This window comes from Actinoplanes sp. CA-252034 (genome assembly GCF_050956125.1).
Taxonomy (GTDB): Bacteria; Actinomycetota; Actinomycetes; order Mycobacteriales; family Micromonosporaceae; genus Actinoplanes.
In genome coordinates this window covers 6283720-6302388 of sequence record NZ_CP191846.1, presented here as the reverse complement: position 1 = coordinate 6302388, position 18669 = coordinate 6283720, and the positions used below count along the sequence as shown (strand labels likewise).

18 protein-coding genes, 6 tRNA genes and 1 pseudogene are annotated in these 18669 nt (G+C 72.6%); 16 read left to right on the top strand and 9 right to left on the bottom strand.

Going from position 1 to position 18669, the window contains the following annotated elements:
• Nucleotides 1–209: 209 nt before the first annotated feature.
• Nucleotides 210–554: an antibiotic biosynthesis monooxygenase family protein gene (locus tag ACQPZW_RS29055; RefSeq protein WP_433789199.1), complete on the top strand. Its 345-nt coding sequence runs from the start codon at nucleotides 210–212 to the stop codon at nucleotides 552–554.
• A gap of 34 nt (nucleotides 555–588) precedes the next feature.
• Here the strand turns inward: ACQPZW_RS29055 and ACQPZW_RS29050 are convergent, their stop codons facing one another.
• Both ACQPZW_RS29050 and ACQPZW_RS29045 read right to left on the bottom strand, forming a co-directional pair.
• Complete coding sequence (locus ACQPZW_RS29050) at nucleotides 589–912, bottom strand: hypothetical protein (RefSeq protein WP_433789198.1); 324 nt, start codon at nucleotides 910–912, stop codon at nucleotides 589–591.
• Nucleotides 913–944: 32 nt separating this feature from the next.
• On the bottom strand, nucleotides 945–1190 hold the full coding sequence (locus ACQPZW_RS29045) for a hypothetical protein (RefSeq protein ID WP_433789197.1): 246 nt from the start codon (nucleotides 1188–1190) through the stop codon (nucleotides 945–947).
• A 220-nt stretch (nucleotides 1191–1410) separates the two neighbouring features.
• On the opposite strand from ACQPZW_RS29045, the pseudogene ACQPZW_RS29040 reads away from it, so the two are divergent.
• Nucleotides 1411–1455 (top strand): annotated as a pseudogene (locus tag ACQPZW_RS29040) (hypothetical protein); the annotation flags it as partial.
• Between the two features lie 160 nt (nucleotides 1456–1615).
• On the opposite strand, the gene ACQPZW_RS29035 reads toward ACQPZW_RS29040, so the two are convergent.
• Nucleotides 1616–2269 (bottom strand): response regulator, encoded by a 654-nt coding sequence (locus ACQPZW_RS29035; RefSeq protein WP_433789196.1) that lies wholly within the window; start codon nucleotides 2267–2269, stop codon nucleotides 1616–1618.
• The gene (locus tag ACQPZW_RS29030; protein ID WP_433789195.1) at nucleotides 2266–3378 is read right to left on the bottom strand and encodes a sensor histidine kinase; all 1113 of its coding nucleotides are present in this window, start codon (nucleotides 3376–3378) and stop codon (nucleotides 2266–2268) included. The genes ACQPZW_RS29035 and ACQPZW_RS29030 overlap by 4 nt, the downstream gene beginning before the upstream one ends.
• A gap of 218 nt (nucleotides 3379–3596) precedes the next feature.
• Between ACQPZW_RS29030 and ACQPZW_RS29025 the strand changes: the two genes are divergently transcribed.
• Both ACQPZW_RS29025 and ACQPZW_RS29020 read left to right on the top strand, forming a co-directional pair.
• On the top strand, nucleotides 3597–4436 hold the full coding sequence (locus ACQPZW_RS29025; RefSeq protein WP_433789194.1) for a serine hydrolase domain-containing protein: 840 nt from the start codon (nucleotides 3597–3599) through the stop codon (nucleotides 4434–4436).
• Nucleotides 4370–5500, top strand: a complete 1131-nt coding sequence (locus tag ACQPZW_RS29020) for a serine hydrolase domain-containing protein (protein ID WP_433789193.1) — start codon at nucleotides 4370–4372, stop codon at nucleotides 5498–5500. Before ACQPZW_RS29025 ends, ACQPZW_RS29020 begins: the two co-directional genes overlap by 67 nt.
• An 88-nt stretch (nucleotides 5501–5588) precedes the next feature.
• Here the strand turns inward: ACQPZW_RS29020 and ACQPZW_RS29015 are convergent, their stop codons facing one another.
• Nucleotides 5589–6755, bottom strand: coding sequence for a multidrug effflux MFS transporter (locus ACQPZW_RS29015; protein WP_433789192.1), 1167 nt, complete (start codon nucleotides 6753–6755; stop codon nucleotides 5589–5591).
• 428 nt (nucleotides 6756–7183) lie between these two features.
• Nucleotides 7184–8545: a glycoside hydrolase family 6 protein gene (locus ACQPZW_RS29010; protein WP_433789191.1), complete on the bottom strand. Its 1362-nt coding sequence runs from the start codon at nucleotides 8543–8545 to the stop codon at nucleotides 7184–7186.
• 135 nt (nucleotides 8546–8680) lie between these two features.
• Here ACQPZW_RS29010 and ACQPZW_RS29005 point away from each other — a divergent pair, with 135 nt between their 5' ends.
• On the top strand, nucleotides 8681–9673 hold the full coding sequence (locus tag ACQPZW_RS29005) for a MerR family transcriptional regulator (protein WP_433789190.1): 993 nt from the start codon (nucleotides 8681–8683) through the stop codon (nucleotides 9671–9673).
• On the opposite strand, the gene ACQPZW_RS29000 is transcribed toward ACQPZW_RS29005, so the two are convergent.
• A complete protein-coding gene (locus tag ACQPZW_RS29000) occupies nucleotides 9674–10354 on the bottom strand; it encodes a response regulator (RefSeq protein ID WP_433789189.1) in 681 nt (226 codons plus the stop codon). It lies immediately after the preceding gene.
• A complete protein-coding gene (locus ACQPZW_RS28995) occupies nucleotides 10351–11445 on the bottom strand; it encodes a sensor histidine kinase (RefSeq protein ID WP_433789188.1) in 1095 nt (364 codons plus the stop codon). The genes ACQPZW_RS29000 and ACQPZW_RS28995 overlap by 4 nt, the downstream gene beginning before the upstream one ends.
• Nucleotides 11446–11602: 157 nt before the next feature.
• Between ACQPZW_RS28995 and ACQPZW_RS28990 the strand changes: the two genes are divergently transcribed.
• The 11 genes from ACQPZW_RS28990 to ACQPZW_RS28940 all read left to right on the top strand — a co-directional run bounded on the left by ACQPZW_RS28990 (nucleotide 11603) and on the right by ACQPZW_RS28940 (nucleotide 17636).
• On the top strand, nucleotides 11603–12334 hold the full coding sequence (locus ACQPZW_RS28990) for a hypothetical protein (protein WP_433789187.1): 732 nt from the start codon (nucleotides 11603–11605) through the stop codon (nucleotides 12332–12334).
• Between the two features lie 601 nt (nucleotides 12335–12935).
• Nucleotides 12936–13009 (top strand) — tRNA-Glu (locus ACQPZW_RS28985).
• Between the two features lie 16 nt (nucleotides 13010–13025).
• Nucleotides 13026–13097: transfer RNA gene (locus ACQPZW_RS28980), tRNA-Gln, on the top strand.
• Between the two features lie 17 nt (nucleotides 13098–13114).
• Nucleotides 13115–13186: transfer RNA gene (locus ACQPZW_RS28975), tRNA-Thr, on the top strand.
• An 8-nt stretch (nucleotides 13187–13194) separates the two neighbouring features.
• A tRNA-Arg gene (locus ACQPZW_RS28970) sits at nucleotides 13195–13268 on the top strand.
• A gap of 19 nt (nucleotides 13269–13287) precedes the next feature.
• A tRNA-Val gene (locus ACQPZW_RS28965) sits at nucleotides 13288–13360 on the top strand.
• Nucleotides 13361–13401: 41 nt separating this feature from the next.
• Nucleotides 13402–13474: transfer RNA gene (locus ACQPZW_RS28960), tRNA-Val, on the top strand.
• 141 nt (nucleotides 13475–13615) lie between these two features.
• On the top strand, nucleotides 13616–14053 hold the full coding sequence (locus tag ACQPZW_RS28955; protein WP_433789186.1) for an NUDIX domain-containing protein: 438 nt from the start codon (nucleotides 13616–13618) through the stop codon (nucleotides 14051–14053).
• Between the two features lie 155 nt (nucleotides 14054–14208).
• Nucleotides 14209–15000, top strand: a complete 792-nt coding sequence (locus ACQPZW_RS28950; RefSeq protein ID WP_433789185.1) for an SDR family NAD(P)-dependent oxidoreductase — start codon at nucleotides 14209–14211, stop codon at nucleotides 14998–15000.
• A 30-nt stretch (nucleotides 15001–15030) separates the two neighbouring features.
• Entirely contained in the window at nucleotides 15031–16953 is a 1923-nt protein-coding gene (locus ACQPZW_RS28945) for an AfsR/SARP family transcriptional regulator (RefSeq protein ID WP_433789184.1), read from the top strand.
• A 116-nt stretch (nucleotides 16954–17069) separates the two neighbouring features.
• Nucleotides 17070–17636 carry an RICIN domain-containing protein gene (locus tag ACQPZW_RS28940; protein ID WP_433789183.1) on the top strand — a complete coding sequence of 189 codons (567 nt, stop codon included), beginning with the start codon at nucleotides 17070–17072 and terminating at the stop codon, nucleotides 17634–17636.
• A 147-nt stretch (nucleotides 17637–17783) separates the two neighbouring features.
• On the opposite strand, the gene ACQPZW_RS28935 is transcribed toward ACQPZW_RS28940, so the two are convergent.
• Nucleotides 17784–18533, bottom strand: a complete 750-nt coding sequence (locus ACQPZW_RS28935; RefSeq protein ID WP_433789182.1) for a DinB family protein — start codon at nucleotides 18531–18533, stop codon at nucleotides 17784–17786.
• Between the last annotated feature and the right edge of the window lie 136 nt (nucleotides 18534–18669).

Here is an 18669-nt window from a genome sequence, read left to right as displayed (position 1 = left end):
CGCAGCGCTACGGGATACGGGAATCGGGCCGGTATCGGATCGATGAAGATCGCCGATGTCTCGTATGGTGGGCAGTATTTCAGGGGCGCCGGGTCCCCGCAGGATCGGCGGGCCGCGGCTGCCGGACGCTACCCACTGCGAGTGGGATGCTGCGGTGTGCCCGGCTGCGACGGGGGAGACCGCCGGGGTCTGCGGCATAGACTGGCGTCGTGATCGTGCGGATGTGGCGGGGATGGGTCGAGACCGGCCGGGCCGAGGAGTATGTGCGATACGTCGAGGCCACCGGGCTCGCCGAGTACCGGTCGACGCCCGGCAACGTGGATGCCCAGATGTGGACGCGTGACCTCGGTGACGGGCGGACCGAGGTGGTCACCGTCAGTTGGTGGGCCGACCGGGAGTCGATCCGGGCGTTCGCCGGAGACGACATCGGGCGGGCCGTCTTCTACCCGGAGGACGATGAGTTCCTCGTCGGGCGCGAGACCACGGTCAGCCACTTCGAGCTCCGCGACCGGCGTCCCGGCCCCGAGGCCGTTCGTGACACGGGGAGTGCCTGAGCACGGCTCGGCGAGGGCGTGGTCGCTCCGTCGCTCACCGGCGGGTGAGCCGGCCGGCCACGATCACGACGAGCGCCACGGCCGCCGCGACCACGGCGCCGACCGTGACGGACCCGATGCTCAGCACCGAGCCGAACACGCCGACGGCGAGCAGCGAGCCGAACGACCCGACCGACAGGACCGACCCGAACGAGGCGATCGAACCCACCGACAGGACCGAGCCGAACGATCCGACCGAGAGGATCGAGCCGACGGAGCCGACGGACAGCACCGAGTCCGTCGAGCAGATGCTCAGGATCGAGCCGTTCGACCGGTACGAGAGAATGTTCCTGGCGCGGCGGGTGCTCTTCGCAGTCATGTGACTCATCGTCGCGGCGGGCCGCAGCGGTTTCATCCACCGGCGGTCGGCTCGCCCCACCAGCCGATCGGTGGATGGCGACCTCCACCGGGGTGCCGTGCGCGTTCCGCCTGCGCGGCCGCGTCGCCCGGCGCGACGACCTCGCCGGCGTCGTCGACGGCCACCTGTCCGGCGAGCATGAGCAGCGCGCCGCCGTCGAGGTCCAGACGGGCCACGTGGGCGAACCGGTCGCCGAACGGCGCGGCCACCGCCTGCGGGTTGTCGAGGGTGAGATTCATCGGGTCTCCAGGTCGATCAGGGAGGCGACGTCCGCCGCCGGGTCGGCGGCGGCGTTCACGAGGCGCAGCGCCGCGGCCGCGACGGGGGCGGCCGGCGCGTCCCGCAGGGCGAGCCGCAGGTCCTTGGCGGCCAGGGAGATCGCGAACGACGCCCCGGTCGTCGTCGCCCGCCGGATCGCCCCGCCCAGCGGGCCGGTCGCCAGCGCGTCGAGGGTGACCGATCACCGCCGCCGCCCGTGACCTGCGTTTCACGCAGTCGGCGGTCTCCCGGCAGATCGCGACGCTGGAGGCCGAGTGGGGGTACGGGTCTTCGACCGCCTGCCGCGTGGTGTGGCGCTCACCGAGCAGGGACGCGCGCTGCTGCCCCACGCGGAGGCCCGCCCGCCGGACCTCGATGATCGCCCGGCGTGACCGATGGACCGGGATCACTCCACCAGGCCGGCACGGAACGCGGCGATGGCGAGCTGGACCCGGTTGGTCGCCGCGAGCTTCTCGAACAGGCGGGTGATGTGACTCTTCACCGTGGCCTCGCTCATGTGCAGCGCGCGGGCGATGACGGCGTTGGCGTGGCCGAGACCGATCTGGACGAGCACCTCCCGCTCACGGTCGGTCAGCGGGCCGAGCCTGCCGAGCGCCTCGGCCCGGGTGCGTGACCGGTCCTCCGCGGTGAGCCGGTGAATCACCTGGCGCGTCACACTCGGAGACAGCATGGCGTCGCCCGAGGCGGCGAGGCGCACCGCACGCAGCAGGTCGGCCGGTGGCGTGTCCTTGAGCAGGAAGCCGTTGGCGCCCGCCTCGAGCGCCCGGAACACGTCGTCGTCGGTGTTGAACGTCGTGAGCACGATCACCGATGGTGGTTGCGTCCCTTCCCGGATCTCCGCGGTCGCCGCGATCCCGTCGAGCCGGGGCATCCGGATGTCCATGAGGACGACGTCGGGCCGATGCCGGGACACCGCGGCCACCGCCTCCCGGCCGTCGCCGGCCTCACCCACGACGGTCAGGTCCGCGGTCGTCTCCAGGATCATCCGCAACCCGGCCCGGACCAGCGCCTCGTCGTCGGCGAGCAGTACTGAGATCATGAGGCCTCCGGTCGGGGATCCAGCCACGGTACGACAGCCGACAGCTGCCAGCCGTCCCCGGCCACCGGGCCGCTGCGCAGCGTTCCGCCGACCAGCCGGATCCGCTCCGCCAGCCCCACGAGGCCGGCCCCGGACCCGGGCAGATCCATCGGTACGGCACCCGCCCTGTTGTGGACGGCGACGGCCACGCTCCCGTCCCCGGTACGGCCCACCGACACGACCGTCGGCGCGGCGGGCGCGTGCTTGTGGGCGTTGGTCAGGCCTTCCTGGACGACGCGGTACACGACCCGGGCGGTCGCCGCCGGCAGGTCACCGGCCTCGTCACGCAGCTCCACCGGGTGCCCCGCCCGGCTGGACGCCCCGACCAGCGCGCTCAGATCCGGGTACTGCCCGGCCGCGGCGGTCTCCGATGCCGGTGACGCGTCGGTACGCAGCACGCCCAGCACCTCCCGCAGCTCGACCAGCGCCTCCCGGGCAGTCGTACGGATCAGCACCGTGCCGTCCCGCAGCTTCGGATCATCGGTGGCGCGCAGTTCCAGCGCGCCGGCGTACAGGGCGATGAGCGACATCTTGTGGGCCAGGACGTCGTGCATCTCCCGGGCGATGCGGGTGCGCTCGGCGGCCCGCGCCTGCTCGTCGCGCAGCAGCCGCTCGGCGTCCGCCCGCCGGGCCTGCTCCTGCAGGGAGGTCAGCAACGCGTCGCGGGTGGCGAGGTTGACCCCGGCCAGGACCACCAGCCCGACACCCAGGGCCGGGAAGACCAGGTTGTCCACGGTCACCTGCCCGGAGTCGAGCCGGGACCACCCCACGAAGCCCGCCCACCCGGCGATCGCGCACAGCCACACGCTGCGACGCGGGGCGTACCGGGAGCCGTTGTAGAGCCCGGCCAGCAGCGGACCGGGGTTGCCGGACAGCGCGAAAGCGCCCGCACCGGCCACCGCGCCGGTCACCGGCCACCGGCGGCGCGGCCACATCGCCGCGCTGCCCAGCACCCCGGCCGCCGCCACGACCGGCCACGGCAGCGGCGACCACGGGGTCTTCACCGCCAGCAGGCTCAACACGAGACAGGTCAGCACCAGCGCGGCGTCGATCAACGGTCGCCTCTGCATGTACGCAGCTTAGGCACCGTGCACCGCGCGGCCACTACGACTTTCGTCGACGACCGTGACCCGCCCGCTGCGTCTTTCGTGGAGGCCGTGCGCCGACCGTGCGGCGATGTGCCGGGCCACCCGCGGGCGCCAGGCTGGGCGTCGTCCACCAGCGACGAGCCCATCGTCCACCAGCGATGAGCCATCGTCCATCAGCGACGAGTCCGAGGAGCGCCACGATGAGAGCCCTGATCCGCCGTACCCTGACCGGTCTGCTCGTCGGCGGTGCGGCGGTGCCGGCCGCAGGCGTGCTCGCGCCACCGGCCGCCGCTTCGCCGATCGCCTGCCCGCCGGCCACCTCGGCCGCGCTGGCCGAGTTCTTCGACGGCAACCTGCCCGGACAGCTGACGGCGGACCGGGTGCCCGGCGCCGTGGTGTCGGTGGCCGCCGGTGGCACCACGGCCTTCACCAAGGGGTACGGGCTGGCCGACACCGAACGCGCGGTCGCCTTCGACGCCACCCGTTCCCTCGTGCGGATCGCCTCGATCTCGAAGCTGTTCACCTGGACGGCGGTCATGCAGCAGGTGGAGGCTGGACGGCTCGACCTGGACACCGACGTGAACCGGTATCTCACCGGCTTCCGGGTGCCGGACGCCTACGCCCGGCCGGTCACGCTGCGGCACCTGATGAGCCACACCGCCGGATTCGAGGACGTCATCACCGGAACCGGCGCGCGCGACGCCGCCGACGTGCCGCCGCTGGGCCGCTACCTGGCCGATCACATGCCCGCCCGGATCCGGCCGCCCGGCGAGATCTCCGCCTACTCCAACTACGGCGCGGCCCTCGCCGGCCACATCGTCAGCGAGGTCAGCGGCGAGCCGTACGACGAGTACGTCCAGCGCCACCTGCTCGGCCCGCTCGGCATGACCCGCAGCACCGCCGCCGAGCCGGTGCCCGCCGCCCTGGCCCGGACCTGGCCCGCAGCTACGACACCGACCTCACCCCGGCGAAGGTGTACCCGTTCACCTTCGACCGGATGCCGCCGGACGGCTCGATCACCACCACCGCGGCGGACATGACCGCCTTCATGAACGCACACCTGCACGACGGCGGGCCGATCCTCTCCCCGCAGGCCACGGCCCGGATGCATCAGCGCTCGTTCACCGCCGACCCACGGGTGGACGGGTACGCCCACGGCTTCAAGGAGCGCACCATGAACGGGCACCGGGTCCTCATGCACGACGGCGGCTGGGAGGGGTTCGCCAGCATCATGATGCTCGTGCCGGACTGCGACCTCGGCCTGTTCATCTCGATGAACAGCCTCAGCGGTGGCAGCCCGGAGATGCAGGGACTCCTCGACGCCTTCTTCGACAGGTTCGCTCCGGAGCGGGCCGCCGCCGAGCCCGACGGACCGGACACCGTCGGAGCGGCGCGGCCGGCCGAGCCGCTGGCCGGGTTCTACAAGCCGGCCCGGCACAACGCGACCTCCTTCGAGAAGCTCACCACCCTGCTCTCGCCGTCCCGGCTGTCCGTCGACGACGCCGGCGCCGTGACGTTCCGGGGCCGGACGTGGACGCCGCAGGCCGACGGGCGCTACCAGGCGGCCGACGGTGAGCGGCTGGTGTTCCTCGCCGGCACGGACGGACGGCGTTACGTGGCCACCGACGGGTCCGCAGCCGAGTCGATGTCCCCCGCCGAGACGCCGCCGGTCAACCTGGGGGTGCTGGCGGCTCTGCTCCTGCCGCTCCTCGGCGCGGCGGCGCTACCGGTCGGCCGGGTGGTGCGCCGGGTACGGCGGCGGCCGGCCGCGACGACTCCCACCTGGCGGCTGGCGCGCCGGCTGGCGGTCGGCGCGGCCCTGCTGGGTCTGCTGTTCCTGGGCGGGTTGATCGGCACCGTGGTGACCCTGTCCGGCGAGTTCCTGTACGGCGTGCCGATGGCGTTCCGGCTCCTGCTGGGCGTGCCGGTCGTGGCACTGACGGTGGCCGTGGCGGCGACGACGCTGACGGTCCGGAGCTGGCGCGGCGGCGGCGCCGGTGTGGCCGCCCGGATCCACCAGGTGGCGTTGCTGGCCGGGATGGTGGCCCTGACCTGGTTCCTGTGGCAGTGGAACCTGCTCGGCTGGCAGGGCGCGTGGACCTGATCATGCAGGGCGCGTGGACCTGATCGTGCGGCGGTGACACCGGGGCCGGCATCGCCTGCTCCACCACAGCCGGCGCCCCGTCGGGAGCTCACCCGACGGGGGCGTCGGCGCGAGCGGGGGAGCGGACCGTGATGACGCACATCAGGAGGAAGGCGGCGGCGTAGAACAGGCTCATCGCCACGGCCATCGGCAGCAGCGTGTCGTAGCCGAACAGTCCGGTCAGCGGCGTGACCACGGCCGCGGTGACGAAGGCGAGCCCGCCCTGCAGGGCCGAGGCGGTGCCGGCCGAGTGGCGGCCGGCCTCCTGGGCGAGGGCGGTCGCCGCCGGGATCGCGAAGCCCATGCCGCCGACCACCGCGCAGAGCAGGGCCCACGGCACGGCCGGCGGCACGCTGTGCGGCCCGGCGAGCGCCACCACCGGCAGCCCGGCCGCGCCGATCGTGGACACGGTGATGCCGATCGCCCTGAGCCGGACCGCGCCGGCCCGGACCGCCAGGAGCCGGAACATCAGGCTGAACACGGCCATCGCGGCGGCATTGGTGGAGAAGACGACGGTGTAGTGGGTGGCGCTGATGCCGTAGACCGAGCGCAACACGAACGCGGACCCGCCGATGTAGGTGAAGAATCCGGCGCTGGCCAGGCACTGCAGCAGCACGTGACGCATGAAGCCCCAGTCGCGCAGCAGCCCGGCCATCCGTGAGCCGAGCGACCGCAGACCGGCCGGATGCCGCCGTGCCGGGGGCAGCGTCTCCGGCACGCCCAGCACGACGGCGACGGCCATCAGCACACCGAGCACGGCGAGAACGGCGAAGACCGTGCGCCACGTCCCGTACGCCAGGACGACCCCACCGGCGGCCGGGGCGATGATCGGCCCGAGGAACGTGAACGACGAGATCAGCCCGAACGTGGCGGCGGCGCGGTCGCCGTGGTGGGTGTCGGTGACGACGGCCCGGCCGAGCGCCACCCCACCGCCGGCCACGGCGCCCTGCGCGAGCCGGGCGGCCACCAGCAGCGCCCCGTCGGGGCTGAGCCCGCACACCACCGACAGCACGGCGAACGCCACGGCACAGACGACCAGCAGGCGGCGCCGGCCGTACGTGTCGCTCATCGGCCCGATCAGCAACTGGCCGACGGCCATGCCCACGATGAACGCCGTCAGGGTCAGCTGGGCCACCGTCGCGCTGGTGCGCAACGAATGCTGCAACTCGGGCAGGCCGGCCAGGTAGGTGTCGGTGGCGAACGGGCCGACACCCATGACCAGGATCAGGGCGAACAGGGCCGGCCGCCGAGGCGGTGACGTCAGGGCGGGCTCCTCGCTTCGCGGTCGCGTTCACCCCTACCCATACCCGTTCCGACGCCCCGGCCGGGCCTCGGCGCGGCGTTTCCGCCATGATCGTGACCACGGTCACCGGGGCCTGCCGGTACAGGTGCGCGGCATTCTCACCCATGCCGCGACCCGAGATCCCGCACACCAGGTGGTACGGCCCACGACCTCGCCGGCAGCGCAAGAGGTGGCCTCGCCGCCCACGATTGCTGGACGGCCCCGTGTGCGAGTGCGAGTGCGAGCGCCCCGTCCCCGGTGAGGGTGATCGCGGCCGCGGCCGGTTGGCGAGCGACCGCGGCCGCGATCGGTGAGGCGGCCGGCCGGGGGACGCGAGTGCGGGCGCGGCCCCGGCCGCCGCGTCAGGGGGAGGTGCAGGTGAGGGCCGGCGTCCCGGGCGCGCCGGTGGCGATGAACCCGAAGGTCGTGGAGCCGTCCGCGGGGAGGTTGCCGTTCCACGAGACGTTGCGGACGCTGACCGTGGAACCGGACGTGGTCAGCGTGCCGTTCCAGACCTGGCTGATCGAGGAGCCGGACGGGAGTGACCAGGAGACGGTCCATCCGCCGGAGACGCCGTTGCCGGCCTGAACCCTGACCTCACCCTGGTAGCCGCCGTTCCAGGTGCTGACCGCCCGCAGTGTGGCGCCACAGGCTCCACCCGGGAACGACGACGACGGCGACGGTGAGGACGACGGCGACGAGGACGGAGACGACGAGGGGGAGGACGACGGGGAGGACGTCGGTGACGGCGACGGCGGGTTGGGTGCGGAGCTCGCCAGGCTGTAGGCGAGGTCCGGCTGGAACGACCCGGCCGCGTACCGGCAGCCGTCCGCCTCGCCCGGCGGCTTGATCCACAGGTACGCGTCGATGTTCGCGTCCCCGGTGCTCACCGTCGGGTACTGGCCGATCCGGCGATCGGTGTTGTCGTCGCCGCACCAGTCACCGGCGGCGCCGCCGTTGCGGCTGGTGTCGATCACCTGCCGTTTCCCGCTGACGCCCTGCCCGTTGAGCGCGCTGATGATTGAGCGGCCGTACGCCGCCTCCGCGCTGGTCGGCTGGAAGTTGGAGGCGTTGGTGTAGAACCCGTCCGCGCCGGCGATCCCGGCGGCGACGAGACGTGACGCCTGTTCGCCGGCGCTGTTCCAGGCGGAGTGCCCGCCGTCGAGGTAGACCTTGGCGTTGGGGTTGCCGGCCTTCAGCGTCTGTGCCGCGGTCCGCAGCGCCTGGTTGCGGGCGGCGATCTCGCTGCTGTTGAGGCAGGTGAGCAGGGCGATGGAGTCGGGTTCCAGGTTGAGGATCACGGTCTGGCCGCCGAGGTTGCGGGCGATGTTGCCGATCCACGTCTGGTACTGGCCGAGGTCGGGGGCGCCGCCGGAGCTGGCGCCGCCGCAGTCGCGGTTGGTGATGCCGTAGACGGTCAGGGCGGGAATCCGCCCGGCCGCGTTGGCGGCGTTGACGTAGGTGGCGACCTCGCTGCCGATGGTGGCGACGTTGAAGTTCGACAGCCAGCGGGTGGCGGGCTGGCTGTCGATCCTGTCGCGGATCACGGTGGCTCGTGAGTCGCCCGCATTGGACTGCAACCAGCGGGCGACGGGCGTGTTCGCATCTCGGTGGAGGGTGCCGGAGATGGTGCCGGCGGAGGCGGAGCCGCCGGCGATCAGGACGCCACCCGCCGCCGCGGTGGCGCAAGCGGCGGCGACGGCGAAGGCGCGGGAACGGGACATGGAGCCTCTCCTGGGGACGGGAGTGGGAGCGCTCCCAAATTTAACGGCATCGATCTCGGTTAGCAACATTCGTGAACAGTCGGCCGCGGAGCGGGGGTTGCGTCTCAAGCTGGTTGAGATCGCATAGTGGGCGTCATGGACGACAGCGAGCTCTACCCGATCGGTGATGTCGCCCGGCGGACCGGTCTTAACGTCAGCGCGATCCGCTACTACGCGGACGCCGGCGTCGTCGCGCCCACCGCCGGCACCCCCGCAGGTCACCGCCTGTACGACGTGTCGGCCATCGCCCGCCTGGAGCTCGTCCGCACGCTGCGCGAGCTCGGTGGCAGCCTGGACGACATCCGGCGGGTGCTGGCCGGCGAGGCGACACTGCGTGAGCTGGCCGCCACCCACCTGGCGCTGCTGACGGAACAGGAGGCGCGGATGCGTACCCGCCGCGCGGTGTTGTCGGCCATCGTGCGTCAGGACTCGACCGCTGAGCAGGTGACGCTGATGCACCGGCTGGTCGGCATGCCGGACGAGGAACGCGACCGGCTGATCGACGACTTCTGGGCCGAGGTCTCGACCGGCTGGGAACCCCCGGAGCGCATGGTGGAGTGGTGGCGGGCGGCCCGTCCCGAGTTGCCCGACCACCCCACCGCGGCCCAGCTCGAGGCGTGGATCGAGCTGGCCGACCTGCTCCGCGACGCCGGGACCCGTCAGGCCGTACGCCGGGAGCTGCACGAGGTGTGCACCACCGGCGCCGGCCCGCTGATGACCTCCGCGCCCATGCTCGACGCCCTGGACGCGGCCACACCGATCGGCCAGGCCGTGATCGACGCGGCCCGCGACCGGGTGCCACCGGACTCGCCGGAGGCCCGGGAGATCGCCGACCGGTGGATCGGATGGCTGACCGCGCTGTTCGCGACACCGGACAGCCCCGGCATGCCGGACACGCCGGAGTTCCGGATCCAGTCCGCCGACCACATGCTCGCCGGCGCGGAATGGGACCGCACACCCCCCGACCCGCCGGGGCCGCTCGACCGTTACATGGAGCTGGTGACCGCCGTCAACGACACGGAGCCGGAACAATTCCCGTACGAGTGGCTGGCGGCGGCGCTGCGCGCGTCCGCCGGGGCCGGGGCCTGATCAGTCCGCGGACTCGGTGGGAGCCGCCGTGACGAGTCCGGTCTCGTAGGCGACGACGACGAGCTGGGCCCGGTCACGGGCGTTGAGCTTGGTGAGCAGCCGGCCGACGTGGGATTTGACGGTCGCCTGGCTGAGCGTCAGGTGCGCGGCGATGTCGGCGTTGGACAGTCCGCGCGCGATCAGGACCAGGGTCTCGCGCTCTCGCTCGGTGATCCCGTCGAGCCTGCGGTGGAAGGCGCGTGACGGGCGTGCCTGAGCGCCGAACGCGGCGATGAGCCGCCGGGTGACACTGGGCGCGAGCAGCGCCTCGCCGGCGGCGACCACGCGGATCGCGGCGACGAGGTCGGCGGCGGTGGTGTCCTTGAGCAGGAAGCCGCTGGCGCCCGCGCGCAGCGCCCCGTAGATGTACTCGTCCAGGTCGAACGTGGTGAGGATCAGGACCCGGGTGTCGGACGTCTGCCGGCAGATCCGCTCGGTGGCGTCGATGCCGGTCATGTCGGGCATGCTGATGTCCATCAACACCACGTCCGGCCGATGGGCGAGCGCCGACTCGACGGCTTCCCGGCCGGTGGCGGCCTCACCGACCACGACGAAGCCGGGCACGGTGTCGAGCAGGACGCGGAAACTGTCGCGCAGGAGCGCCTGGTCCTCGGCGATCAGCACCCGGATCGGATCGGTCACGACCGTACCCCCCGGTCCTCGGCCGGGTAGGGAATGTGCGCCGTCACCGCGAAGCCACCGTCCTCGTGCGGGCCCGCCCGGAGGCTGCCGCCGTAGGCGGCGACGCGCTCACGCATCCCGCGCAGCCCGTTGCCGGCCCCCGCCGATGCCACCGCGGCGCCGTCGTCGACCACCCGGACCGTGACGGACGCCGGGCCGGCCTCCACCTCGACCGTGCAGCCGGTGGCGTGCGCGTGCCGGACCACGTTGGTCAGGGCCTCCTGGACCACGCGGTACACGACGAGGCGGACCGCGGCCGGTGGCGTGGTCACGTCCACGAAGGTGGTCCGGACCCGCACCCCGGCCTCCTCGGCGCGCCCGACCAGGGCCCGCAGGTCCTGATCGCCACCGGACGGCGTCGCCGGGCCCTCGTCGGCGCGGAGCAGGCCCACGGCACGGCGCATCTCGACCAGAGCCTCCCGGCCGGCCGTCTCGATGACCTCCAGGGCGGCCAGGCCCTCCTCCGGCCGGACCGCGGCGACGTGCCGCGCGATGCCGGCCTTCATCGTGATCATGCTGAGGCTGTGCGCCACGATGTCGTGCATGTCGCGGGCGATACGCAGTCGCTCCTCGGTCACCGCGCGCCCGGTCCGCTCCTCGGCGGCCTGCTCGGCGAGGATCCGCCGGTGGCGGACGAGCCGGCCGGCCGTCCACGCGCCGGCGACCACCGACCCGGCCGCCAGCGGCGCCACCGGCCACAGCAGGCCGAGCCCGGCCGCGCCGGCGAGCCCGGCGGCCAGTGCCGGAACCGAACGCGGCAGCGGCAGGCCGGCCGCTGCCGCGTACTGGGTCAGCGCCACGGCCGCGCACACGCCGGGCGACGCGTAGCCGGGGATCACGCCGCCGATCAGGACACCACCGGCCGCGGCCAGTGTCGCCGCGGCGGCGGGCAGCGCCCATCGGCGACGGACGGCCACCGGCGCGGCGACGGCGCCCACCAGCAGCCACTGCCACCAGGCCGGACTTCCGGACTCCTGCGCGGCGTAGCCGCACACCACCAGGACAGCCGCGGCCGCCGCCACATCGACGATCCGCCCCCGCGTCGCGAACACGCCGCCACGCTATCCGGTCCCACCGCCGTTGCCATCCGACCCGGGTCGCTCATCCTCCGGTGGCAGGCGCGCGGGCCGGCTCATCCCGGCGGCCCGGCCACGGATCGGTGCCGTGGCCGGATGTGCCGCACCATGGTCGCGCGGCAGAGTCCCGGACATGCTCACCACGACGATCACCCGGCCGGCGTTCACCTTTCCTGGACCGTGGCTGGGCGGGGTGTCCCTCGTCGCCGGGCCCCTGCTCCTGCTGGCCGGCACGCTCCTGCGACTCGGCATCCCCTTCTTCTTCCCCCACCAACTCGCCGCCTACCAGCGTCAGCCCATGCTGGTCGCCACCTCGTACGCCCTGTTCCTCGCCGGCGTCATCGCGCTGTGGCCGGGCGTCGTCGCCGTCGCCGTGCGGATCGGCGTCACCCGTCCGGCCTGGGCCCTCTGGGGCGGCGGCCTGGTGATCTTCGGGCTCTTCGCCCGCGCCTTCCACCACGGCGCCGACGCCTTCGCCTTCTCGCTGGCCGATGCCGGCGGCCCGGAAGTCGCCACCCGGGCCGTCGGCGCGTACTACCGCCATCCGGAGTGGGTCGCGTCCAGTCTCGCCGCCGCCGTGATGCTCGGCTGGATCGTCCTCGCGATCGGCTGCCACCTCTCCGGCGTGCTGCGCCCGGCGCCCGCGATCGCTCTCGCCCTGATGTCCGGCCTGATGCTGGGCGTCCTCAAGGGAAGCACCTGGGCGTCGGTCGTGCAGGTCGCCGGGCTCACCGTGGCGTTCGTCCCCCTCGGTGTCACCCTCCTGCGCGGCGCCGAGCGTCCCTCCCGGCGCACGCTGCTGCGCACGACGCCGCTGGTCCTGCTGTTCCTCGCCGGGTCGGTCGTGCTGGGTCAGCTCGGCTGACATCACGGCGGCGAGGGAAGACAAATCAACCGATCAGGGTGTACGGACGACGCGCGTAAATAATAGGTCGCGCGTCGCCCGGCGACGGGGCAGAGTGATCTCAACGCCGGTGGGGCGGACACGAGAATCGCCCCGCAAATGCGTTGACGAGACCGCATCGGCCGGTAAGGATTAGTGAGACCGGCCGCACCAGCTTGGAGAGGAGTCGAACCGTCATGTCGTGGAATGCAGACTGCGTGACCGCCCGAGCGCGGGCGATGCGGTGTGGATCCGCCATATCCGTCGTGACGGCGACTCGGCGTCTCCAAGAGCACGAGACGTGCCATGAGCTGGAGCGATGGAGCGGTTAGCGCAGTAAAACATGCGCCTGTGCCGCCCTCGTCAGCCGACGAAAAGGGCGGCTCCCTCGTTTCCGGAGCATTCCCGCGGGCGTGGTTGCATGACGATTCCCGCTCCTCCTCCGCATGCGTTCGGCGGAATTGTTCTCTCTCAACTGAACAGTGGACGGCAGGTGTTGTGGCGGCCCATTTCCGGCTGCCCAGAAACGACCGGACCCGGGTGCTGGAACGATTCTCGTACCCCGGCCTGGTCGGTGAATGAACGCCCGTGAGGCTGAGGTGGGTAGACCACCGGACTCTCGATCCGGAAGACCGGGTTCGACCCCCGGACGGGCGACGGCGACACGAGCCGATGGGGGTTCGGCCAATCGGCAGGCCACCGAGCTTTGGCCTCGGGAATGCAGGTTCGAGCCCTGCACCCCCAGCAACACGTGTCCGGCAGGCCGGCGCAGCACGACAGGTGGTGCGGCCGTCTCGTAAGCGGCAGGAGGGCGTTCGAGTCGCCCCGCCGGCTCGGCATGCCCCCTGGTGGCTCAACTGGACAGAGCAGCGCCCTTCTAAGGCGACGGTTGCGGGTTCGAGTCCCGCCCAGGGGCCGAAAGTGTGCACCATCCCGTTCCGGTAGCTCAATCGGTAGAGCACCGCCTCGACAAGACGGAGGTCCCTGGTTCGATTCCAGGCCGGAACACGCGGTCGGCACCCGCCGACACAATCCCACCTCCTCCGCATGCCCGTGTGGCTCAGCGGCGAGAGCGCCGGTCCTACACACCGGCAGTCCCGGGTTCGAGTCCCGGCGCGGGCACGAGAAGACGGCGGAGACGTTGATAGTCTCCCGGCGTGTCGATCATCGATGGCTCCGTCGTCACGTCCGACGTGCCGTGACGCCGCGGCTGCGGCACTCCGCGCGGGCGATCCTCCTCGACGAGGACGACCGCGTCCTGCTGTGCCGGTTCGTCCCCCGCACCCGGCCGTGCCGCGCGGGGCGAAGGGCGTGTGGGCGGCGCCGGGCGGCGGCATCGAACCCGGCGAGGACGCGCTGACCGCCCTGCGCCGCGAGCTCCGCGAGGAGACGGGGCTGACGATCACCGCCGATCCGCCGCATGTGTGGCGCCAGGAGATCGACGCCGTCCACGCGCCGGGCCTCGACGGCCTCGTCAACGACTACTTCCTCGTCCGTGTCGGTCACTTCCGGCCGCGCGGGGAGATGACCGACGCCTGGCTGGCCGCCGACGAGCACCTGGACGCGTTCCGCTGGTGGCGTCTCGCGGAGATCACCGGCCACACCGGCCCCGAGTTGTTCTCGCCCCGCGACCTCGCCACCCCGTTGGCGGCCCTTCTCGCCGCGGGCGCGCCGACCCGCCCGATCCGCCTCGGTCTGTAACGACCTTCCGGAATCAGGGCCCGCAGCCGGCCGGCCCCGCCGCTCGCTCATCGGATGCTCATCGGGCGGCGGCATCCTCGTGTCAGCCGCCGTCGACGACGCGGCACGGGTGCACGGTCCCGGTTCCGGCCGGTGGCCATTTCTGAGGAGAGTCGATGGATCTGCAGCTCACCGGCAAGACCGCGTTCATCAGCGGATCCAGCCAGGGCATCGGGTACGCGACCGCCAGGGCCCTGGCCGGCGAGGGTGCCGACGTGATCCTCAACGGCCGCGACCCCGCGAAGGTGGAGGACGCCGTCGAGACGTTGCGCCGCGCGGTTCCCGGGGTGGCCGTCAGCGGGCTGCCCGCCGACTTCTCGGTCGCCGAGGACGTGGAGCGGCTGTGCGAGCAGATCCCGGCCGTCGACATCCTGGTCAACAACGTCGGGCTGTTCGAGCTCAAACCGTTCGAGCTGATCTCGGACGACGACTGGCGGCTCTACTTCGAGGTCAACGTGCTCAGCGGTGTCCGGCTCGCTCGGCGGCTCATGCCGGGGATGCTCGACCGGGGCTGGGGGCGGATCGTCTTCGTCAGCAGCGAGTCGGGCGTCGACATCCCCGCGAACATGATTCATTACGGCACGTCCAAGACGGCGATGCTGTCGGTGGGCAACGGCCTGGCCAAGCTCACGCGAGGCGCCGCGGTGACGGTCAACTCCGTCCTGGGCGGCCCGACATACTCCGACGGCGTCGCCCGGACGGTCAAGGCGCTGGCCGGTGCGCGATCCGTCACCGAGGACGAGATGAAGGCGGCGATCATCGGTACGAACGCGACGTCCCTGCTCGGGCGCTTCATCGAGCCGTTCGAGATCGCGAACGCGGTGACCTTCCTCGCCAGTCCCGTGGCGTCGGCGATCAACGGGTCGGCGGTGCGCGTCGACGGAGGCGCCCTGACGACGGTGCTGTGAGGCGAAAAGGCCCCGGAGTAACGTGACCGGGTGATCCATTTCGGTGTCCTCGGGCCGGTGATCGCCGAGGACGCGTCGGGCCGGCCGGTCGCGCTGAAGGGGCCGATGCACCGGGCGGTGCTGGGCCGGCTGCTGGTGGCGCGCCGTCGTGTCGTACCCCTTGATGATCTTGTCAATGACCTGTGGGTGTCGCCTCCCGAGGGGGCGGTGGCCGCTGTGCGGACCTTCGTCGCCGCGTTGCGCAAGGCCGTCGAGCCGGACCGCCCGGCGCGAGCACCGGCGACGTTGCTGACGACCCACGGCATGGGGTACGCGTTGAGGTGCGCGCCCGATCAGGTGGACGCGTGGCGGTTCGAGCAGGCCGTCGACGACGCCCGTGCCGCTGACCCCGCCGCCGCCCTGTCCCGGCTCGACGAGGCTCTCGCCTGGTGGCGCGGCCCCGCGTACGCCGACTTCCCGGATGCGGCGTGGCCACGCGCCGACCGTTCCCGCCTGGCCGAGTTGCGCCTGCAGGCCGTCGAGCGCCGGGCCGGGGCGCGTCTGGCCCTGGGCCGCCCGGCCGAGGCCGTCCCGGACCTCGACGAGCACGTGACCGCGCATCCGTGGCGGGAGGACGGCTGGCGGCTGCTGGCGCTCGCGCTGTACCGGTCGGGCCGGCAGGGGGACGCGCTCGCGGTGCTGCGACGCGCCCGGCGGCTCCTCGCCGGTCAGCTCGGCGTGGAGCCCGGGCCGGCGCTGCGCACACTGGAGACCGACATCCTGCGGCAGGAGCCGCACCTGGACGTGACCGATCCGGCCGGTGAGGTGCTGCGGCAGGCCGCGTCGGCCTACGACCGGGTGGCCGGTGGAGCGCGGACCCGCCTGGAGTCGGCGGTCGGTCTGCTGCGTGACCTGGCCGTCACCGGCGCGGACGGCCTGCAGGTGGCCCGCCGGCAGCGTGCCGCGGCGGTCACGGCCGCCGAGCAGCTCGGCGACCCCGAACTGACCGCACGGGTGATCGGCGCCTACGACGTGCCGGCGATCTGGCCGCGCTCCGACGACCCCGGCGAGGCGGCCGGCGTCGTCGCCGCCGCGGAACGGGCCCTCGCCGCCCTTCCCGCGACCGGGCACGAACCGGCTCGGGCACGGCTGCTGGCCACCGTCGCGCTGGAGTCGCGCGGCGTCCACGAGGCCCGGCCGCGCGACTGTGCCCGGCAGGCCGAGTCGATCGCCCGGGAGCTGGGTGATCCGGCGCTGCTCGCGTTCGCCCTGAACGGCGTGTTCATCCAGAGCTGCCGGCCCACCGGCGCGTCCGGGCGCCGCGACCGGATCGGCGCCGAACTGGCGAGCCTGGGCAACCGGCACGGTCTCGTCTCCGTGGAGGTGCTCGGGCATCTGATCCGCCTGCAGTCGAGTTGCGCGGTGGCCGCGTTCGACCGGGCCGACCAGCATGCGCGGGCCGCCGACGATCTGGCCGGCCGGCACGATCGGCCGCTCGTCGGCGTGTTCACCCAGTGGTATGGAGCGCTGCGGGCCGATGTGACCGGGCAGGCGCCGGCCGAGGCCCGGTACCGTGCGGCGGCGGCCCGGCTCGACGACGCGGGGATGCCCGGCATGCGCGACGGGCTGCTGTCCCTGGCGCTGCTGGGCCTGCGCCTGCGCCGGGGCCTGCCACCCGACATCGGCGACGACGCGTGGGGGCCGTACGAACCTTGGGTGCGGCCGCTGCTCGACCCCGGCCGGATCCCGCTCGCCGACGTGCCGGATCCGCCCGCGGATCTGCTCGCCGAGGCGCTGTGGTGCCTGTTCGGGCGGGCCGCGATCAGCGCCGGGGACCGGACGGCGATGCGACGGGCCAGGCGGGCGCTCGCCCCGGCGGCGGGGGAGTGGGCGGGCGCCGCGAGCGGGGCGCTGACCGTCGGCACGGTCGCGGATCACCTGGCGGCTCTGGACACCGCCCTGCGCTCCGGCTGACGTCGACCGTGACCGGCCCTCCCCGTGGCGTGTCACGCCGGTGTCATGCCCGGGCGGCGATGCTTCCGGCCAGGGCCGGTGCACCCACCGGCCACCAGCGTCCGGAAGGCAGGACCATGGCCGTACCCCTGGATCCACGAAACCCCCGTCGCCGGCTCCGCCGCCTGCTCGCCGCCGCGAGCCTGCTGATCGTCGCGGTGTCGACGGCGCTGGCACCCGCCGCGCCGGCGGCGGCCGGCCTGTTCGACTACTACCAGCTGCGAAACCTCAACCCGGGCGCGCAGGAACGCTGTGCCGGGGTCGAGGGCGGCGACATGCGCAACCTGAGCCGGATCATCCTCTGGCAGTGCCTGGACAACTGGGACCAGTTCTGGCAGGTCGACACCCAGGGCTTCGATCACCGGATCCTGAACCGCCAGGGCTCCGGGTTCTGTCTCGGCGTCCTCGGCGGCAGCGGCGCCCGAGGTGCCCAGGTGGTGATCAACAAGTGTGACGGCACACCCAACCAGACCTGGCGCCTGAAGCCCAGCAGCGCGTGCGGCGGCTTCATCGTGGTGAATACGCAGACCGGCTACCTGCTCAGCGTGGAGGGGCGCAGCACCGCCAACGGCGCGCCGGTCATCATGTGGCCGCACGGCAGCACCCCCGACCAGACGTGGTGCCTGCAGAACCCCAGGCCCTGACGCCCGTGGAGAGCAGCCATCACCGGTGACCGGCGAAGGCACCGGCGGCAACGCCTCTCAGTCAGACAACGCAGAACTAAGCGGCGACACGCTACGAGGAGTATTTGCCACTGGCACGGACGGTGTAGCAGTTGACCTTGCGGAGCATCACGCATACTCCTGTTCCAGGATGGCCAGGTCGCGGTTGGCGAACTGCATGTGCGCCCACTGGTCGCTGAAGATGACCTGCAGGCACTTGGCCGCCGTCCGTTCGGCGGGCGGCGGGCAGCCGATGACTGTATTCGGCCCCCGCACCCGGTCCAGCTCCTCCTGCGTGACCTGCGCCAGATACGCGCGCAGATCGGCAATCCGCTCGGCGCGCACGGCGAGGACTTCGTCGAGGGTGGGCGCGGCCGACTCATCGATGCCGAACTCCGCGCCGTTGGTCGTGAACGATGCGGGCACGCCGATCGGATGGAACGGGTTCGGGCGAAGGGCCGCCGCGTGGCCATACCAGGCGTCCACGACGAAGATCGTGTGCCGCAAGGTTTGGGCCAGCGACCATTCGTCGTTCACCGACCTGTAGGCGGCCTCCTCCGGCAGCGCACTTGCGCGTCGCAGCGCCGCCTGCCACAGCTCCTCGATGACATCCAATGCGTCGCGCATCGCCTCTGGCGTAGTCGGCCGCAGTCGCAGCCGTTCGGGATGAAGACGATCCAACTCGGCCTCGATCAACGGCATGACCTCCACGCCGTTGACGCGCAGCCCGTCGATCGCCCCGTCGATGTCGGCATCCAACAGCAGAACGCCACGCATCCGGGCGCCGCTGAGATCCACCTCGCGGAAGGTCGCGCCGGCCATTGACAGGTCGATGAACTCCGCACCCTCGTAGTCGGGCTGCTGCACGAATCGCGTCATCGGCACATCGTAGGAGCTCCCTATGACAAGACCCGCTGAATCGCCGGCCAGGCCGAGCCCGCAGCGCACCGGCCCACATCGCTACGACTCCACGGATCACATCGCCAGATCAAGATCCAGCACCATGCGCGCCGGC

Coding starts and splice junctions, on each gene's coding strand:
- ACQPZW_RS29050 (WP_433789198.1), bottom strand. CDS start 912: ATGACTGCGAAGAGCACCCGCCGCGCCAGGAACATTCTCTCGTACCGG.
- ACQPZW_RS29045 (WP_433789197.1), bottom strand. CDS start 1,190: ATGAATCTCACCCTCGACAACCCGCAGGCGGTGGCCGCGCCGTTCGGC.
- ACQPZW_RS29035 (WP_433789196.1), bottom strand. CDS start 2,269: ATGATCTCAGTACTGCTCGCCGACGACGAGGCGCTGGTCCGGGCCGGG.
- ACQPZW_RS29030 (WP_433789195.1), bottom strand. CDS start 3,378: ATGCAGAGGCGACCGTTGATCGACGCCGCGCTGGTGCTGACCTGTCTC.
- ACQPZW_RS29025 (WP_433789194.1), top strand. CDS start 3,597: ATGAGAGCCCTGATCCGCCGTACCCTGACCGGTCTGCTCGTCGGCGGT.
- ACQPZW_RS29015 (WP_433789192.1), bottom strand. CDS start 6,755: ATGGGTGTCGGCCCGTTCGCCACCGACACCTACCTGGCCGGCCTGCCC.
- ACQPZW_RS29010 (WP_433789191.1), bottom strand. CDS start 8,545: ATGTCCCGTTCCCGCGCCTTCGCCGTCGCCGCCGCTTGCGCCACCGCG.
- ACQPZW_RS29005 (WP_433789190.1), top strand. CDS start 8,681: ATGGACGACAGCGAGCTCTACCCGATCGGTGATGTCGCCCGGCGGACC.
- ACQPZW_RS28990 (WP_433789187.1), top strand. CDS start 11,603: ATGCTCACCACGACGATCACCCGGCCGGCGTTCACCTTTCCTGGACCG.
- ACQPZW_RS28950 (WP_433789185.1), top strand. CDS start 14,209: ATGGATCTGCAGCTCACCGGCAAGACCGCGTTCATCAGCGGATCCAGC.
- ACQPZW_RS28940 (WP_433789183.1), top strand. CDS start 17,070: ATGGCCGTACCCCTGGATCCACGAAACCCCCGTCGCCGGCTCCGCCGC.
- ACQPZW_RS28935 (WP_433789182.1), bottom strand. CDS start 18,533: ATGACGCGATTCGTGCAGCAGCCCGACTACGAGGGTGCGGAGTTCATC.